Source organism: Alphaproteobacteria bacterium (genome assembly GCA_018662925.1).
GTDB lineage: Bacteria > Pseudomonadota > Alphaproteobacteria > 16-39-46 > JABJFC01 > JABJFC01.
In genome coordinates this window covers 1-18,531 of sequence record JABJFC010000027.1, presented here as the reverse complement: position 1 = coordinate 18,531, position 18,531 = coordinate 1, and the positions used below count along the sequence as shown (strand labels likewise).

The window sequence follows — 18,531 nt, the reverse complement described above, 5'->3', positions numbered from 1 at the left end:
GAATTTTAGTTCTTTTGATGTTGAAGCCGGAACATTAGCGGTTGAAGGCGATGTTAGAGCGGAAGCTTTTAGCTATAATGGAGCTCTTTTTCAAAATACGAGAAAGCTCCAAGGAAAATCTTTTTCAGTTTTTTCAACACAATTTAAGAACACTGGTGGTAATCTAGAATTCTTATCAAACATTACCCTAGAAGTTGAGGAAGGCTTTGATAATACTGGCGGAAAGATCCATGCTCGGGGTGGGGTGGTTCTCCAAACAAAAGACCTCCAAAATGAGAATGGAAGCATCAGCGGCATAGAGACAACTCAAGTGTCTTGTTCAGGAAATCTGACAGGAAAGAATGGGCATATTGGAGCCAATGGAAAAACGATTCTTTCCCTCTTAACATCGACGACAGTTGAACATCTGGGTAAGGTGCAAGGGACAACAGTTGAGTTTCAGGATAAGTCTGACAATCCCAAGACCGTTATAAAAGACGGGGGCTTTTTTGCTGAAGAAGAAGTTTTGCTTAAAGCGCGTAGCTTAGAGATACCAGGCGTAATCATTCAATCTCCTCTTTTAGAGCTTCAGGTGCAAGATTTTCTGATAGATACCATTCCCAGCAGTGAAAGGACAATCGTTAGATTGGACTCTGAGCAGGATTTTGCTCTGATGCATCCTTATCGAACTACAGGGAGTTTTGAATTTTGGCAAACAGGACTACTGAATGTTACGTCGGTTGAAGCCGCAATGGAGCATCTGTATGGAGATGGCTCCGGAGATCTGCCAGCCCCTAAGCAGCAGATCCGCTTACAGGCAGCGGTTCAGGCCGACAAAGGGCTACACTTTTATACACCCGAGGCCAGAATACAGCTAGGCGATAATGATTTAGCAGAAATGCCAGAGTTTCTTTTGCAGAACTCATTTCTGAGGGGCTATGCCAACACTTTTGATTTAGAAAAGGCCGTTCTCGCGACGGTGAATGCTTTTGTACGTGCGCCGAAAGGGATCTATGTTGGTCGTCTGATAACCGATCCCACTCGGAGAAACTTTTCCACTATTTTTAGTCACGGCCAAAGTTCAAGTTTTCACCCCCTTTCTCGTTATATAAATAACCCTGTATTCGACTTTCTTGGGCAACAAATTCGATCAGGGATTTATGATGGTCAGCATCTTTTTACCCTTCCTATCGCCATAAGCAACGGAAGTACCTTATCGGTTATAGAAAAATCAGAGTTTAAAGGCCCTCTTTTTAATCGCGGCCACTTTTTCACTGAGAATTTAGAGATTTTTACTCCGCGTGATTCATTTTGTGAAGCTTCCGAAATTCATGTTGAAAATAATTTTGGGCTGAACGGAGGTGGTAGCTTTCATTTGAGGAGACATATAGGAAATATAACGTTTACTTATAGAGTACGTCGAAGAGATGCTGAGCAACATTCCAGTTTTAATTATGTAAGTAGTGGCCCTTCGAATTTACAGATAGAAGGTGAACTATTCTCGGATCAAGAAAGTAGCATCACAAACAAGGGCTGTATTTTATATATGTATAAAAAATCTCCCCTAATAGCACTTCAAACAAGTGATTGTGAAGCTTCTCTTTTTCAAAAGTTTTTTAGTATTTCTGATGTTCAGGAAAAAAGAATTTTAGAATTAGTGGATTCGAAGACATTTAGGAGTAAGATTCGCTTTCGAGAAATTACCTATCCATTTAACTGTCACCGAGAATTTGCCGGTTGCCATGCGGCTTCAAGTTTTTTATGTAGATCCAATAATTTTGCCGGTGCTCAACGGGTATTTCCAGCGCAGCAGAGTACATCAACGGAAACCATAACGGCTTCACATACTCTTCAGGGTCAAATATCAACTCCCGGTCTCTTGATTACAGTCGGAGATGAAGGCTTGAAATTAGGCAGTCCAAATCCCTATTACATTGAACCCAGGGATCCAATTCGTGATCTTATGTCAAATAGACTAAACCTTCATACTACACGTATAGCTGAAAACTTAAGGGAGGATATTGCGAGAGCGACAACGCCTCAAGTCTTCTTTAAATTCAGTCCTAGGTACTGGTTTGATGAATTGCAGGCTCAAAACTTCCATCGGAATATTGCTGGAGCTGTTTTTGTTCGCACACCAACTGGGAAGTTTGAGAGAGCTAGACCTAATTCGCTATTTTCGATCAGTCCTTCCATTTTATTGGGCAGTGTTCGGTCTGAATGCCAGGAAGTTCTTATGCGGGGGTATATCTATGATAATAGGCCGATAGATATGGAGTTGCTCAAAGAGCTACACTTCAATATGAGGGAGTATCTTGAGCATATAGGGATGGAGCACGCGAATTTGGAACAAGCGCTGGTTTTGCAAAATGCACAGTTTCCCGTTTCCACAAAACCAATGATCTTCTATCAAAGTCTTCTCAACGAGGAAAATTTAGAAGAACTATCCCCCTATGTGGTCTTTCCACCAGCTATGTTGGAAGAAGCTCGAAGTGCACGGGGCGGAAACGTAAGAACCCACTTTTTAGGGATATTTCCAGCGCACTATGGAGTTGAGGAAATGATCTATCATAGTGCCAATAATCCACCTCTACAGCAGGCTCTTCTGGAGTTTGCCCATAGAAATCCAAGTACGATTCTTGCACTTGAAGAGCGAGCACAAGATGTAGTGCGTCTAAGACTTGAGCAGGAATTGGGAGAGTAGCGATGAGTATTTCAGATTATTTGTTAAAATTTTTACGTGTCTTTGTTGCGGTTTCCTATCTTACTACGACATTAATGCCATGTTTTTCTTGGGCAGTTGGGGGGGAAGGCGATGAAGAGATTCCCCCAACAGCTTTGTCGACGTTCAACACTGGCTCATTGCTTGAGTCTTTAAAAAAGGCTTCTGAAGATCCAGAGTATCAAAAGCGAGCTTTGGTCGAGATTAGGCAGAACCCAAGTGCTTTTGTTCCGCAAGGGCAAGGAAATATTCTTGAAGAACACAATACGTTTGATAAAGGTTCATCCGGATCAGTAACTATTCACGGGGACGTTAACGCTGATATAGCCGTTATAGTTCCGGCTGGCAATTTAACTATTCATGGAAAAATTAAGACTCAAGATGCTCTTCTTGCCTCTTTATTCGGAGGTGTGACTATTGCCTCTCAAGTTGAACGTATACGCTACAATTCAGAGGATTTCGATGAGCGTATTTTATATCCAGCCAGAGTAGAAGCTGCTGGAATTTTGAAGATTTTTGCAGCAGACGATATTGTTTTTAGGGCGGCTGAAACTCAGTCAGCACTAAGAACACATATCTTTACTCTGGCCAAAATATACGATCTTCCTGTGGTTGAGATGAGTCAGCGTATCACTCACCACTATGGGAAATATTCAGGAACTGAAACACATCGATACATCCATGAAGCTACATCTTCTCACAGTTCAGGTGGCACTATTGCGCAGCAAGCCCTTGGTGGTATGGAGCTCGTAGCTCCAGAATACACTGGTAAGGAACTGACTATTGAAGCTCAAGGTACGGTCCTCACATTGGAAGCTCGTGATCGCACATTTCATGAATCCAACTTACATAAAGATGGTGGATTTTTTGGCGGTTCCAAAACACTTCACTCAGTAAGTCAGAGCTCGACAGCTCGTGGGTTAAAATCAAATGTGGAAGGAAAAAGCACAATTGTTTCTCATGCTGGAAACCTCTTGCTTTCCGGGGTAAATATTGATTCGGGTGATGGAATTCATTTAGCGGCACCGGAAGGCAGAATTGTCTTTAGAGTACTGCGAGATCACTATTTTGAATCAATACAGACGTCTTCTTCTAGCGCATTATGGAATAAATCTACAAATAGTGGATATAAGGCCACGAGAGCTCATGGGTCAGTCTTAAACCCTGGGACGGGAACGCTGGAAGTCGATGCCCCGGAAGTACACGTTGAGGAACGAGGTGATCGACTTTCTTTGGAAGGCGAATTGCAGAGAGCGCTTTCCGGCAAAAGTGGTGTAGTTTGGAAAGCAATTCATGATGAGTATGAATCTTGGCATGAAGAACATGAGTCATTAGGTGGACCAGCTGCAGTTGTGATTTCTATTGCGGCCTCCATACTTATGCCAGGCATAGGTACAGGTGTAGTAGGAGCAATTTTAACTGCTGCAGCAAGCACTCTTTCTTCACAGGCGGCAGTTGCCTTAATTTCAAACAGAGGGGATATAGGTGACGCATTACGTGATATAACGTCAGAGCGTTCCTTGCGCTCTTTGGGTGTAAGCATGTTCACAGCAGGCTTGACGCAAGGTTTGCTACAAGAATTTGATATTAATACTTGCACAGATACTCAGACTTTTGGAGATCGTTTAAGGGAAGAAGGTATTTCTGCGGCTTCCCAAACAGCATTTAGAAGTACGCTTGGTCAAGAAGACATACAAGATAGCTTCCTTACAAGTCTTCGAACAGGTTTTTCTCGAGCAGCCGGAGGGCATTTCGCCTCCGAGATAGGGGAGGCCCGTCAATTAGGCGAAATTGATTATGTTTCCCACAAAGTGCTTCATGCGTTATTGGGGGCTGCTGAAGGAGGATTGGCTAGTGGAGACCCCCTGAGTGGAGCTATAGGGGCTGTTGTGGGAGAAGTGGTTGCGGAAGAGTATCGCAATTCCCACGTGGGGACTTCCGATGAAGACTCCACAGAATCGTACGATGAGGTTGCAAAACAAGGAACAGATAGAGCTCGTTTTGCTGCGGCACTGGTGGCAGCTGCTCTGGATCAGGATCCTTCTGTGGCCTCTGAAACAGGAACAGTTGCCGCTCGTAACAACGCATTTTTTGTTCCTTTGATTTTAGCGGGAATTGCAGCATATGACCTTTATGAAATTTATCATGTCTTTAAAACAGAAGGTCCAGAAGCAGGCTTAAAGAGACTTAGTGTTGAAATAGTTTTGTGGTGGACTGGTGCTAAAGCAGTGACTACCAGCCTCAAAGTGGGAAAATTCGCTCTCAAAATTGGCGGAAAGGTTTTACCAGGCATTTATCCATCTATTGAAGCTGCTTGGATCGCCTTTAGTGGAAAATATTCTACGTTTTTCGGAATACTCTCCAAAGTAGGGGATACGTTAGCCAAATTTGACAAATCTGCTGAGAAGCTTGTCTTTGATAACGCTCTAATGAAAAAAGCGTTTGAAGGTTTGGGATCAAAGGCCGCGGTTGCGGCTTCCTCAGCAGAAAAAGAGATTGCTAGAAGTTCAGTTAATTTCTCAAGAAAACTTACGCCGGAAGATCTTGGAATTAGAGGAAAGATAGAAATACTAGAAGGAACATTCTCTATTCAAGGTAAAGCGGCTACTGTTAGGGTAGATATGATTGATGCTAAACTTATGAATCCCCACGAAATTGTTAGTAATTTAGTTGGTACAGCAAGGGGAGTAGGTGCTGAAACTCTCAGGATAGAAGGGTCATTAGCTAATCCACGCTTACAGAATGTGCTTTCCAAAAGGTATGGGATGACTAGTCAGGGAGCAAACGATTCCTTTATAATACAAGTCAAATAAAGAGAGAGGATATATGGATATCATATTTAGAGCCAGGAAGATTTTAGGTCCATTTAGTTCCTTTGAAGTTTTGGATGAATTACCCGGATATCTCGAAGGAAAGGTAGATCCTGGCATAATAGGCTCTTTTGCTGGGATTTATCGAAATACTCCGGGCACTATAGAAGACAGTGTCGTTGTCGGGAGAAAGGGTGTTCAGGTTATTAGAAAAGACTCTTCTGATATTGTTTTTTACGAAGAGGTGAAAGATATAAAGCCATTTCTCCCAGGAGAGGGAAAGCTGAAATATGAGTGTCTGGAAGTGGTTTTGAAATCTAACGAAGAAATTAGTATTCCCATTAGGAATGGGGATGGTAAACTTCGAGATGCTTTTGAGTTTCTAAGATTTATGAGGCGGGCTATGTCTAGGTAGAGAATTTTCTATACATTGCTTTGAGAGGCTTAAGCCAACGACATAACATTTCTAGGAATAATCATGAATAAAGAACGCATATTAACTCTTGCTAAAAAATTTCTTCAATCAAGGGATCTCGAATTCCTTGAGCCAGGTGAATTTGGATGCCTAGATGGCCACAAGCAAGAAGTGATATTTTTACATCCTTTAACTCTTGATCCTAAGGTAGCTCTAGTTATTCCTGAAGATGTAAGGGTTTGGGTAAATAAAAAAACTAAAGAAGTTACATTAATATTTCAAATGTAGCGACAAAATATGAAAAAATAGAGTTTCTATCAACCCAGCTAGATGATCATGGTTTGAACTATTGATAATGGCGTAAAATTTGTTACGGTGAAGTACAAGTTATAAGGCTTTTTGTATGAAAAAATATTCTGTTCTAATCCTATTCATGTTTCTCATATTGAAAAATTCGCCCTCCTGCGCGGCTTTAAGTGACAGTGAAGATGATACTGACGAGGGGCTTACCTTGAGCCGATACAGGGCTACCCCTGAACATGAAAGAGACACGTTTATTACGCGATTCGTAGAAGACCCAGAAGGCCTAGTCCAAGTTAAAGCATTCGTGGATAGCGCTTTAGAAGAAGACACAGATGGTGCAACTACTTTTGAGATTGCCAGTATTTTGCACGAAACATTAAAGAAGCTCTCGGGTTCTGATGCTAGAAAGAATTATGCTCAGATGTCCTGCAAGTTATTGCTTAGCTCAGCTTTATTAGATTATGGCGCGAGCGTTAGTATGTTTCGATTTTATGCTCCTAAATCAAAATCGATATTAAAGGCAGAGTCCTCTCCGAATGACGCAGTACGTGCCTTACTAGAATCTATGATGTTGATGAATTGGTGTAAAATAATACCATCTGGGATTTCGACTCTAAGAGTTGATACTCATTGCATGGAGTTTAGTGCTCTTTATGATGATATAGATACTGTTCTTCAAAAGGTACGTGAATACGTAGATAATGATCATCCAGGAGGGGCCGCGAGTGTTCGCAGACTGGATTTCAGTCGTAATCATATTACCACTGAAGCAATAAAGCCTCTTTCTAATTTTGTGACTGATGAGCGATTCACAAGTCTAGAAGTGGTTGATCTAAGCCAGAATAGAATTACAAGAAAGGATTTAGCGGTTTTTCTGGAACTTCTTCGAAAGCCAAATTTTAAATTTTTAAATTTGGCAGATAATATTATTCCTGACCTATATACTTTTACAGACTTTATTCTTGAGCTTGAAACTGATTTTCCAAAACCAGAAATAATGGCAAGGAAGCTAATATGGATACCAATGAATCAGTTAGCTGAAATCTCTGAGGACCCGACTACCCGTGCACATTGGAATTTCTATATCCCAAGTTCGTCACGGGAATGAATTGACTTTCCTAAAAGCCGTACACGCGAAATTCCTATAATTTTCATGATGGATCTTTCTTACGCAAGAAGCTAGCATCTCAAAGATGCTTCTAAACAAGGAAAGAGTTAATGAACGTTCTTTCTTCGCTTTTCTTGGTCTTTTCTGCACAGAAGGTCTAAGGACTGTTTGATTGTAAGTGACGTTAGACCTACAGAAGATTCTACCCAGTGCTGATTGGTAGTGGATAAAGTTTATTTTCGGAGTTTTCCCATGAGTAGGCTATTTGTAAGTATGATTTGTGTGTTGGTGTTGCAAGCTGAGTTTGCATTTGCAGGCCCCTCACAGTCAAAGTTTCTGGTGAAAGGAACTAGTGATATTATGAAAAGAGGAAGCACACGCATAACCAAAGGTTTTCGGCCAACAGAACCACTACCCAGCGTACCGACTCCAGACGTTACCGATCTTTTAAAAAGGCCCAGAGTCTTTTTAAATGATGATTTGACTCTATGGCGTTACACTGATGGCAAGCTTGAAGCGGAAGTACCACCCCCAAAAGTGGAAAGAATTAACGATCATACAATTAAAGTCACTCTCTATCCTGCAAAAAATAAATAGGTGGGTGGAGTTAAGTTAGAAAGGTTGACTTGTTTAAGATATGTTTTTCCACGAATTAGGTATTATTAGAAATCTGCATGATCTTTATATAAACGGAGCTAGATGATCATGAGAACGGGGCGGCTAATCCTTTTGTCATAACGGCGAGTGAAGAGTTTCTCGAAGAAGTAATCTATATTGCGGCCCATTTTCTTTAATCACTATCAGTACTGGAACCGCTGGAATAGATATAATCGCTGGAATCGTCGTCCTCGATGTTAAGGTTTACTTGTATTCCTTTGGATTTATATTTTTTACGTTTTGGAATTGAATGATATGGATACCAATATGCGTCATTCTCGTTCCTATACCTGCTAATGGCTAACGGGTTTTGTTGATAAAACAACCTGTGTCTTTCTTTATAGGGGCCTTCTGCAAGGGTATCCACAAGATGTGAAGGTTCCATAATCAATTTATTGATCATCAGTTCCGCACTTCCATTCTCCATCCAAGATCTTATGTGGTCTGCAAATATAGAACCTATCGCTATGGGATTCGACGCTATGTTAAAGAACTTGAGGTTTGGTTTCTCCAATAAATGTCTTAAGGAACTTTCATAACCCATACAAGTAAGACCACATTCATGAAAATCGATAGTCTCTACGTTTGGAAACGTGGGCCCAGATAGATAGTCATCAATTGTATCTAGATCGTACGGACATATATAAGAATTTCTACTTAAATCAAATTTTTTGATTGTAGATCCCCTACCAGAAGTAAAGGTTCCTATTTGCTCTTTAATTGTTTCTATATCGCTCCTTTTTTTAAGAACAAGATATTCATCATCGATTCCAAGATTGTAAATACGAGATCTAATGCTTTTTGCTTTTTCCACATAGGCTGTGATCAAAATCAAAGCTAGAAAAGCTGCGTAAAATTTCTTTGATACCAACATAGGCTTAGACCTTCTAATAGAAATTTTTTGAATCACACGTGAACTCGTTATACTGTGGATCAAAAAAATGAAAAGCAGGTATCGAGTCCACCTCTCAAAATTCGTTTGTACGTGTTCTAGTACACAATGACTAACGTTCCTATTGCACACCAGTGCGCATGTGGAAAAACGCATGGAGTGTATACAAAAAAACTTAAAGTGCTAGGATTCAAAAAGTAATGGGGAAATATGATATTTGAGATTTGGTTAAACCTAGGAGGAGGAAATGAAGAGGATACACGTAGTCCTTATAGGCATAGTTTTCTTTCTAGTCGCTGCATTGAATGCATCTGCAACAAAATCACTTGAATTGGCGCAAAAATTTGCTCAAGTTTTAAAACTTGCGAGAATCACAGCAAACCCTGGTTTGACTGTCTTGCCCCGCTCTAGGCTACAGGAGAGTGGTGGACTTTTTCTTGATGAAATTAATTTTCTGGATACGACAATGAAAAGCGTGGGGATGGAGAGAATTCTACAGGAACTACCCAATAGTACGGCCACTAGAATGATCAGAAATGCTGGAGAAGAGTGGGATGCACGCTATGAAAGATCTGACGAATCCACACGAAAGCTCGCAAGAGATGCAAATCATAATATAAATAGAATATGTGAACTGTACGAAGAAATAATTTCCAGAAAGTAAGAGATGCATTTTGTCGACGTCTGAGTTTGTTGACATTTTCTTAAGGTTTTTTCTACTATGTCTAAAGCATTTATTCCTTTTGCATTTAGTTTATTCCTTTTTACGTTCTGTGACGCTGTTTGTCCCAGTGTATCTGCAACGCCTGTTACATATACAGATCTTGCTAGCCGTTGAGAGAGAAGATCATCGTTTGAGGAAGTGGTGGGAAGGACAACTGTCTACTACGAGTTTTGAGACTATGGAATCTGGTATTGAGCGAGTAAAAAAAACAGAGCGGAGCGGACATTAGAGGCAGAACCTGAAGTATAGCGAGGGCTTTATGAAACGCTACAGCCCATCATTCGGTTAGAAGATGACTTTTTTGCGTTGGGAAAAGTGGCCCAATTTGAAGATGGTGTCGAGCGGATGCAAATTTTTAGAAACGTTGATATAGAGCTTTTGCTTAGAAGGAAAAAGTAATGAGAGACATAACGCTTGGAAAAATTATTTCTATTCTCAGTTTTTTTACCTTAGCTCAAATTTGCCATTCAATGCCGCCTGGGCCTGAGGAAGTATTTTCACAGGAAGATTTTCAAAAAAGTACTTTTGAAAAGGTCCATGTTTTAAGACAACTTCTTCTTTCAAAGAGTTTTACGATTCCGGATAAGAGTGGGGCAGGGAGTTCAAATATCCAAAAAACTGAAGATAAAAAAAAGGCCCCTAATGAAGGAAATGAGGACTATTGGCAAGACCAGTGCGAGAGAGGTGTAAAAAGAATCCTAAATATTAGAAAGGCGCGACGTGAACTTATTAATTTTGAAGTAGGAAATGAAAAAGCTTGGGAAGATTTCTATTCTAGCTTACAATCCCTTAAAGGGAATTTAAGTGACGAGGATGTCCTATTTAGATGGCCAACACAAGATTCCTTTGAACATGCCTGTAAGGCTCATCTTTTGCTTCGAGCAGTTTTAGGCGACGAACAGCTTTTAAGTTATTTGGAATTTACAGTTTTCAATACTTATCAAGATGCAGCATTGATAAAGACGGTTTTCGAAAATCTTTTTTGGGAGAATCCTCGATTATTAGAACGGGGACATTTGGAAACATTGAGGGTATCTGGAGATAATAAATGTGGGAAAGAAGCTTCACAATATGAAACCGTTTATGGGAACTCTATGGCACACTGGCTCTATTTTTCTTGGAAGTATAGTAAAGAATACGAGAAACGGACTCTTCGAGAAAAGATAAAGATTCTTAGAATAAATATAGGTACAACTAGTTTCACAGCTATCAAACCTTTAGAGGCCCAAAAGCACTGGGAGCGATTTAAGTTTTTAACAAATCCAAACTTTGTTTCAGAGCAAGAAACTTTTTGGAGGGTTCAGGGAAAGGATACTTTGGAAAGGAAGTTAGAGGAAGAAAGTCTTCATGCCGGAATAGCTTTGGGATGCAAAATAGCTCCACCTGCGCGAGATCTTAGTGAGTTAGAAGATGAAGTTTTTTTGGAGGCTGTCAATTTTTTTGTTAAAGCAGGGCGAAACGGAAATCCGAAGGGTTGGTTTTGGGCTTATTCATATAACTCACGTTTGGTCAATCATTTTAGAGGTGATAATGAGGCTGAACTATATCGTGAAAGGGAAACACCATATAGGCGTATTCTTTACTTAAACGAAGGCGGAAAACTTAGATCATTCAGGAAAGAAGAAGCTTTAGTTAATGCAGCATTATTTAAAGAAAATGGGATTGATATTAGTATCTAGGAAATTTGTTGAATTTTGTTATCCCAGGAGGATTTGAGGAGGCTTGCTCGACTTTAAACTTATTAATCAGGGCCTGAGGACTAACGATATATTAAAATATTGTATTTTCTTTGAGATTTGCAGGGTTTTTTATAAGACGTTTGAGGTGTAGATTATGCAAAAAAGATTAAAGTGTTAGAATTTAAAAAAGACTGGAAATCTGAGACTTAGAAATATAGTTAAAGCTAGGAGGAGGAAATGAAAAGGATACATATAGCCCTTGTAGGAATAGTTTTAGGCGTTCCAATAGAGGCATCTACCACGAAATCAAGTGAATTGGCGCAAAAGTTTGCTCAAATTATACTGCTCGCTAAAAGCACTTCATCGTTTGGTTTGACTGTATTGCCTTCTTCTAGATTGAGGAATCATGGAGCACGGTTTGTTTCAGAAATTTATTTACTTAATACGACAGTGAAAAGTGTGGGGCTGGAGAGAACTGTGCGTGAGCTCCCAAATAGTACGACCACGAGAATTATAAGAAATGTTGGTGAAGAGTGGGAAGCACGCTATGAAAGATCTGACGAGTCCACGCGAAGGCTCGCAAGAGATGCAAATCATAATATAAATAGAATATGTGAACTGTACGAAGAAATAATTTCCAAGAGGAAATAAGTGTATTTTACCGACGTCTAAATTTGTTGAAAGTTTTCTAAGGCTTTTTCTACTATGTCTAAAACATTTATTCCTTTTGCATTTAGTTTGTTCCAGAATTTCTTCAACATCATTTGCATATACAGACCTTGATAGCCTTGGGGGGGGAAGCTTGTCGTTTGAGAAAGGGCTGGGAGCACAGCTGACTATTATGAATTTTGAGTCTCTGGAATCTGCTATTGAATGTGTCAAAAAAATCCGAATGGCTCGGACAGAGCTCTTAGAATTGGAGGCAGAATCTGAAGTATGGCGAAGGCTATATGAAACGCTACAGCCCATCATTCGGTTGGAAGATGTTTTTTTTCTGTTGGGGAAAACGGCCAGATTTGAAGATGGTGTCGAGCGAATGCAAATTTTTAGAAACGCTGATATAAAGCTTTTGCTTAGAAGGAAAAAATAATGAGAGACATAACGCTTGGAAAAATTATTTCTATTCTCAGTTTTTTTACCTTAGCTCAAATATGCCATTCAATGCCGCCTGAGCCTGAGGAAGTATTTTCACAGGAAGATTTTCAAAAAAGTGCTTTTGAAAAAGTACATATTTTAAGAGAACTTCTTCTTTCAAAGAGTTTTACGGTTCCTGATGAATGTGGATCGGGGAGTTCAAATATCCAAAGAACTGAAGATGAAAAAAAAATCCCTAGTGAAAGAAATGAGGAGTATTGGAAAGAGCAGTGTGAGAGAGGCGTCAAAAGAATTCTAGATATTAGAGGAGCTCGACTTGAACTTATTAATTTTGAAGTGGAAAACGAAAAGGCCTGGGAACGCTTCTATGCTAGCTTACAACCCCTTAAAGGGAATTTAGATGAAGAGGACGTCCTATTTAGATGGCCAACACAAGATTCCTTTGAACATGCCTGTAAGGCTCATCTTTTGCTTCGAGCAGTTTTGGGTGACGAACAGCTTTTAAGTTATTTAGAATATACAGTTTTCAATAGTTATCAAAATGCAGCGTTGATAAAGACGGTTTTCGAAAACCTTTTTTGGGAGAATCCTCGATTATTAGAACGGGGACATTTGGAAACATTGAGGGTTGCCGGAGATAACAAACGTGGGAAGGATGGCTCACAATATGAAACCGTTTATGGAAACTCTATGGCGCACTGGCTCTATTTTTCTGGGACATTAGATCAGGATGAAGCTAAAAGAACTCTTCGAACAAAAGTAATGATTCTTAAAATAAATATAGGTGCAACTAGTTGCACAGGTATCAAACCAACAGATGCCGAAAAAAACTGGGAACGATTCAAGTTTTTAAAAGATCCAGACTTTGTTTCAGAACAAAAAGCTTTATGGGAGTCTAAGGAGAAAGTTGTTATAGAAAGGGAGTTGGAAAAGGGGAATCTTCATGCTGGAGTGGCTAAGGGATGGAGTGTGATTAGTTCAGTCCAAAGTTTTAAGATGGCAGACGAGGAAGTCATTTTTGAGGCGATCAACAATTTTGCTAAAGAAGGTCAAAATGGAAATCCGAATGGTTGGTTTTTTGCGGAACTTAATTGCTGTAAATTTGCTAATGCACATAGAAGAACGTCTCTCTATGATGTATATTTTGAAAGGAGAATGCCATTCAGAAGCATGCTTTACTTGCTTGAAGGAAAAAAACGGATATTTGGGCCAGTGATGGGCTTTTCTTTATTTAGAGATAATGCAATTGGTGATAAGATATAAAACGCTTTGGAAAAATCTACAGAGCAAAGCCAGTAAGCTAACGCTATAGAGGATGCTTGCTGGCAAGCACGTAGGCCGAGGATTTTGTCACTTTAACCTCCGCAAAATCTCTTAGGGGCATGCGTCAACTTCTAGTTCTAACCCCAAGCTTCTCCGGTATCCAAATACTTTTGCTGCCTTTTTTGCAAGTTCTAGAGGGTGTCTTTGCTCCAATACCTCTTTATGGTAGCTTGCTGGCCATTGCGTCATGTCTTGTGTCCTATGCTGATGATATGCCTTTCTCTTTTCTTGATCGCTCAAGCTAATATTATCTTCATAAGTTTCCGCAGAAAGGAGCTCAACTTCTTCTTCAATGGGCTGGGATAGGGTTAAATTTAAAGATTTCTGAATGTCTTCCGGTGGCATTCCTTGATCACTAAGTCCCTTTATACGCCCACCGAGATAGCTATCCAAAAAGTCAGCTTCTGCATCGGTTGATAGTGCAAACTCTCTATAATATAGAAACAAATCTCTCGTGGGCCAGTTCTGTGCGTCTAACACGTTATAGCCTTCGGCTACGAAACCTGCTGTTGGGCACTCTAGAAAGTTCCATGAATTTTTTAGAAGCCTTAACCATTGGCCGGTTTCTGGAGGCATCTTTTCGAAAATATGGACATCCCCAAGTTCATGAAGATAAATATGAATGCTGGAAGGAACATCTCTGGATTCGTGTATGGAGCTTACAAAACAAGATTCAGAAACACTGAAGGGAAAATCAACAAAACACAAAGAAACAACTTTTCGATTTCCGACAACATCAGTTAAACCTGCATCCCTATTCCAGGTTGAACTAGATTGAAAATTATTGAGAAACTCGGAGTGTGATGAGGTTCTTTCTTCCGCGAGTCCGGTAAATTTTCCAGGATGCTTTTTATCAATATACAACTCACTTCTGATACTGACCAAGTATCCTTCACCCTTTTCTCCAACACAGTCATAGAGAAGGGGGGTCGTTCTAGAGGCATACTTGGTCTCATAGCTCCCTTCCGGACATTCTATGCTTTTGAAAATTGTTATTTTTTCCATTTGACCGTATTTGGGCAAAAAAGCATTCATAAAGGAAAGGATTCTTTCATGGGAGCCGTCTCCACTTAATAAGCGTTCAAGGGCCATGGGAACTGTCGCACGGACAAATCCTGTTGCACTATATTCTGGAGCCGCAGCGCTTTCTGACAGTATGAGCTGACTGAATCCAAGGAGAAAAGTAACGATACGTATTTTTTTTATCAACTTATCTGTCCTTACTCTGTAAGTCTGGGTTTTATAAATACAAAACATCAACAATTCAGCCACTACTTTACCGTTTTTTTAGTGTGCCCACCAGCCCAATTCCGGGAACATATTCTACAGTATAGCCGCTAGGGGGATGAAGAAAAGAGTTAGTTGGAGAAAGAATTATCGCGATGTCAAAGGGGGGCATAAACCTATGCGGCCTTTCGTTTCTCTTCCATGTATTTTCCATGGCTTTAGATCTAGTATGTTGGTTGGATTATGGGACTGTCCTAAAGCATTAAGCTCTTTTTGAAGGTCGAATACATCCTTTTTCGTGCGGGAAGGTGCAGGACTAGAAAATAGTTTTCTACTAAAGTTTCCGTGCGGGCTTTCTTCTTCTTCAAATGCAGAAACCGCAGTGCACACTAACTGACTAGAGGCACGAGACGTAGCGTCCACCTCTAGAATATGAATCCAATTAAATTGTATCATAGTAAATAGGATTAGAATGTTCTTTCGACGCATTTTCACTATCCCTATTATCACATCTCTTACAGATCATGTTGTCCAGGCTATTCCTAAAAAATTGGGAGGGCAAGGCAGTTATACTGATGATTTTCCTCCTCATTCAGAAATTCACTTGAAAATGCCCCAACATTTTCTTTGGATAATCCGTTGTGGAATGTAAAAGCAAAACAACCAAAAATAGTAAAGGAAAAAATCAAAAACTCGTTTTGAAAAGATTAAAAAACTTGAAACGCGCGGCGACAAGATTATACATAATTTTCAGGGGTTGTTGGCCTCAAAGATGAGGAGTTGCACGATGCTATGTGTATCAAATATGAACTCTAAAGTTAGTGTGTTCTTCAGGCTTTTTTTACATTTGATGTTTTTCGGATCTATAACAAACTGCCTTTATGCTGTGCCTTCTGATGAACCTTTTACCGATCCGGCAGGTCTTGAGTCAGAGGTTCTTCGTTTGAGAGCACAATTACAAGACAAACTATCAACGATGGGACTTGACTCACTGGAGATTGGTATTGACCGGGTGAAGGGTATTAGGCAAGCACGCACAGAGCTTCTAGGATTACAGGCGGATCAGAGTGTATGGGAAGCTCTGCACACTAAATTACAACCCCTTAACACGCTAGAGAGCGAAGATCTTTATTTGTGGCCTAATCAAACGTATGAGATGGATTGTAAAGGAATTCTTCTTGCGAGGGCAGTTTTCAGAAATGACGCTTTGTTTTGGGATTTGGAACGCATTGTCGTTAGTAGATTTTCTGATATGGAATATGTAGAACAGGTACTTTTTAACCTGTTTTGGTGGGATCCACATTAATTTGACGGGGCCGCTCAAAGAGATAAAACTTTATCAAAGCTCATCGCTTGGCGAAGAAGAGCGAAAAGACTTGAGCGTATACATCTAACTCTTCGAAAAAGGTATTTCCTTCAGGAAAAATCTAGGCCCATGCAATCTGACATTCATCAAAGAGTTGAAAACTTATGTTGAGAAACAGCAGGGATTCTCTAAGTCCCGTGATTATTATAGCTGAAATTTCAGTTCTTATATGAATAAATGTGTACATATTCTGCATGACAGCAGCGAACTAGCCAGAATATTAGAAAATACTTTCTGCTATATCCTCTCTATACAAAAAACATTAAAAAAGTTGACAATATAGTAAATTATTATATATTGAATTCATTGAGACTGATTGGATTTTTGATGAAAGAGAGGAGCTAGCTATGAGGAATCTTGGTTTGAATCTGATGATTGGCGTGTATGCGCTATGTTTTTCTACGTTAGTAAATGCGCAAGGCGAAGATACAGATGGAATATCAGAAGATGAAAAGCTAAAGCGTACTTCTTCTGTGCCTGCAAACTCTTCAAGTTCAGGAAGTCTCTCGAATGCCGACTGCCCGATTCCAACATGGTCAACAGATAAAGGTGAAGCTAGAAAGCAGCAAGCTGAATGGGCTAAAGCAGTGATGAAACAACTTAAAGAAAGAACAAACGCTGCCTTGAATCCCACAGATCCAGAAATTATAGAAATGCATAGAGTAGCTCAAGAAGGTGCTATTAGGTCTCATTTTTTAATTCCAGATGGGCATGGGGATTATATGCCAAACCCAGCAGTTTTTGGAGATAGGAGTTGGGTGACTGCAGGTCGTGGCAATCATGTAGCATCACACTAAAACAAATCTCTATATTACGCTTGCTTTTAGTTGGTTATTTTTTAGATTTTTAATATTTTATCGTTTTTAAGTATCAGGTTATGCAGAATTGTTTTCTTCGTCTATTGATATGCCTAGTTTTATTGGCTAATCCCAGGGTCGTCTTTGCTTTTTCTATTGAAGAGGTAGATGAAATGGAGGGTTTTTTACATAAAGCCCAAACAACCTTAAACGCAGATAATTTCGTAGATAAGGATAGTGTTTTCGTGGGGATAGAAAGCAGCTTTTCTCAACTTCGGTCACTTGCACTAGATGGAGGTGGAGTTCTGGGCGTTTTTGAAGCAGAAATTATTGAAGAAATAGAGCATCAAACTGGTAAAAAAATACATCAGTTGTTTAGAGGTGGCATTACCGGTGTTTCAACAGGATCATTTATGGCGTTAGCAGCAGTATGTCCAGATAATGCTTCTGAAGAACGCATGATTGATCACAAAGTCTTTGAGGAAAGAGACTCTGATACGGGAGATGACAAGGGAAATTTTGTTCGATATTATGAAGAAATGGGAGGAAAAGTCTTTAAAAAGTGGACGGCTCGTAATTGTGCGGGGAATATGTCTGCTTGCTTCATGCCAGAACGTAGTAAAGCATCCAATTGCTTTTTTGGTCTCTTAAACACTTTAACATGTTGTGGCTGTTTTGCTTGTAACACCAATTGCAATGGGTATATGGGTGTTAAATATAGTAGAACTACATTAAACCGAATTGTAGAAGAAGATTTTGGCCACGCAAAACTACAAGATGCGCTAGCACCAGTCCAAGTTGTAAGTTATAACTTAACGAAACAGACTCCGGAGTATGCGACCTCAATTCCAGGATCTAATGATAAATGGTTAGTGAGAAGTATGGCACAAGCTGGATTGGCATCATCAGCAGCACCTACATTCTTTAGAGCCTATAAAATTGATGAAGAATATCATATTGATGGAGGAGTAATAGAAAACTCTCCTGTAATGAGTTCATATGCCTTTGCTAAGAGATTATCAGGTGGTCGACAGATTAATTTTAACGATTTTTCTCATGTGTATATGATGGTTTCAATTGGAACGGGAGACGCTATATATTCTAATTGGAACCACCTAAGAAGAGCAGGAAAATTGCCGTGGGCGGCCAAAGTTCCTGATATTACTATAAGCGGACCAAGACTTATAGCTGCTGAACAACTAAGCCACATACTTGGTGATGAAAATTACTATAGGATCACAGCACCTATATATGATGATAAAGTGGCTGAAATGGATAATCCAGCTAATATAGTTCCCCAGGATCCGCGATAGAGAATTAAAAAAAGCTCTGAGAGCGAGGAAATAGCTGGAAAAGGAGAGAAAAAGGGTTACACTCTTTAGGTGAAAACGTAACCCCTTCTTAAGAAATATAATTATGAAACTACCATCATTT

17 protein-coding genes are annotated in these 18,531 nt (G+C 39.8%); 14 read left to right on the top strand and 3 right to left on the bottom strand.

What is annotated here, in order from left to right:
• From HOL16_02065 to HOL16_02040, 6 genes are all read left to right on the top strand, one after another.
• Nucleotides 1–2,683, top strand: a 2,683-nt coding sequence (locus tag HOL16_02065; protein ID MBT5389479.1) for a hypothetical protein, incomplete at its 5' end; no start/stop codon positions are given.
• A 2-nt stretch (nucleotides 2,684–2,685) separates the two neighbouring features.
• On the top strand, nucleotides 2,686–5,514 hold the full coding sequence (locus HOL16_02060) for a hypothetical protein (GenBank protein MBT5389478.1): 2,829 nt from the start codon (nucleotides 2,686–2,688) through the stop codon (nucleotides 5,512–5,514).
• 13 nt (nucleotides 5,515–5,527) lie between these two features.
• Nucleotides 5,528–5,926, top strand: a complete 399-nt coding sequence (locus tag HOL16_02055; GenBank protein MBT5389477.1) for a hypothetical protein — start codon at nucleotides 5,528–5,530, stop codon at nucleotides 5,924–5,926.
• Nucleotides 5,927–5,989: 63 nt separating this feature from the next.
• On the top strand, nucleotides 5,990–6,214 hold the full coding sequence (locus tag HOL16_02050) for a hypothetical protein (GenBank protein MBT5389476.1): 225 nt from the start codon (nucleotides 5,990–5,992) through the stop codon (nucleotides 6,212–6,214).
• A gap of 145 nt (nucleotides 6,215–6,359) precedes the next feature.
• Complete coding sequence (locus tag HOL16_02045) at nucleotides 6,360–7,337, top strand: hypothetical protein (protein MBT5389475.1); 978 nt, start codon at nucleotides 6,360–6,362, stop codon at nucleotides 7,335–7,337.
• A 252-nt stretch (nucleotides 7,338–7,589) separates the two neighbouring features.
• The gene (locus HOL16_02040) at nucleotides 7,590–7,934 is read left to right on the top strand and encodes a hypothetical protein (protein ID MBT5389474.1); all 345 of its coding nucleotides are present in this window, start codon (nucleotides 7,590–7,592) and stop codon (nucleotides 7,932–7,934) included.
• A 193-nt stretch (nucleotides 7,935–8,127) separates the two neighbouring features.
• On the opposite strand, the gene HOL16_02035 is transcribed toward HOL16_02040, so the two are convergent.
• The gene (locus HOL16_02035) at nucleotides 8,128–8,868 is read right to left on the bottom strand and encodes a hypothetical protein (GenBank protein ID MBT5389473.1); all 741 of its coding nucleotides are present in this window, start codon (nucleotides 8,866–8,868) and stop codon (nucleotides 8,128–8,130) included.
• Nucleotides 8,869–9,133: 265 nt separating this feature from the next.
• Between HOL16_02035 and HOL16_02030 the strand changes: the two genes are divergently transcribed.
• The 5 genes from HOL16_02030 (at nucleotide 9,134) to HOL16_02010 (ending at nucleotide 13,647) form a co-directional block, all read left to right on the top strand.
• Nucleotides 9,134–9,550: a hypothetical protein gene (locus HOL16_02030; GenBank protein ID MBT5389472.1), complete on the top strand. Its 417-nt coding sequence runs from the start codon at nucleotides 9,134–9,136 to the stop codon at nucleotides 9,548–9,550.
• Nucleotides 9,551–10,008: 458 nt separating this feature from the next.
• On the top strand, nucleotides 10,009–11,289 hold the full coding sequence (locus tag HOL16_02025) for a hypothetical protein (GenBank protein MBT5389471.1): 1,281 nt from the start codon (nucleotides 10,009–10,011) through the stop codon (nucleotides 11,287–11,289).
• A gap of 237 nt (nucleotides 11,290–11,526) precedes the next feature.
• On the top strand, nucleotides 11,527–11,940 hold the full coding sequence (locus HOL16_02020) for a hypothetical protein (protein ID MBT5389470.1): 414 nt from the start codon (nucleotides 11,527–11,529) through the stop codon (nucleotides 11,938–11,940).
• A 151-nt stretch (nucleotides 11,941–12,091) separates the two neighbouring features.
• Entirely contained in the window at nucleotides 12,092–12,379 is a 288-nt protein-coding gene (locus tag HOL16_02015; GenBank protein ID MBT5389469.1) for a hypothetical protein, read from the top strand.
• Complete coding sequence (locus tag HOL16_02010) at nucleotides 12,379–13,647, top strand: hypothetical protein (protein MBT5389468.1); 1,269 nt, start codon at nucleotides 12,379–12,381, stop codon at nucleotides 13,645–13,647. Before HOL16_02015 ends, HOL16_02010 begins: the two co-directional genes overlap by 1 nt.
• Before the next feature lie 111 nt (nucleotides 13,648–13,758).
• Here HOL16_02010 and HOL16_02005 read toward each other — a convergent pair whose 3' ends face one another.
• Entirely contained in the window at nucleotides 13,759–14,916 is a 1,158-nt protein-coding gene (locus HOL16_02005; GenBank protein ID MBT5389467.1) for a hypothetical protein, read from the bottom strand.
• A gap of 165 nt (nucleotides 14,917–15,081) precedes the next feature.
• Nucleotides 15,082–15,390, bottom strand: a complete 309-nt coding sequence (locus tag HOL16_02000; GenBank protein ID MBT5389466.1) for a hypothetical protein — start codon at nucleotides 15,388–15,390, stop codon at nucleotides 15,082–15,084.
• A gap of 349 nt (nucleotides 15,391–15,739) precedes the next feature.
• On the opposite strand from HOL16_02000, the gene HOL16_01995 reads away from it, so the two are divergent.
• The 3 genes from HOL16_01995 (at nucleotide 15,740) to HOL16_01985 (ending at nucleotide 18,410) form a co-directional block, all read left to right on the top strand.
• Nucleotides 15,740–16,240, top strand: coding sequence for a hypothetical protein (locus tag HOL16_01995; GenBank protein MBT5389465.1), 501 nt, complete (start codon nucleotides 15,740–15,742; stop codon nucleotides 16,238–16,240).
• A 407-nt stretch (nucleotides 16,241–16,647) separates the two neighbouring features.
• Nucleotides 16,648–17,097 carry a hypothetical protein gene (locus HOL16_01990; protein ID MBT5389464.1) on the top strand — a complete coding sequence of 150 codons (450 nt, stop codon included), beginning with the start codon at nucleotides 16,648–16,650 and terminating at the stop codon, nucleotides 17,095–17,097.
• Nucleotides 17,098–17,219: 122 nt separating this feature from the next.
• Complete coding sequence (locus HOL16_01985) at nucleotides 17,220–18,410, top strand: hypothetical protein (protein ID MBT5389463.1); 1,191 nt, start codon at nucleotides 17,220–17,222, stop codon at nucleotides 18,408–18,410.
• Nucleotides 18,411–18,531 lie beyond the last annotated feature (121 nt).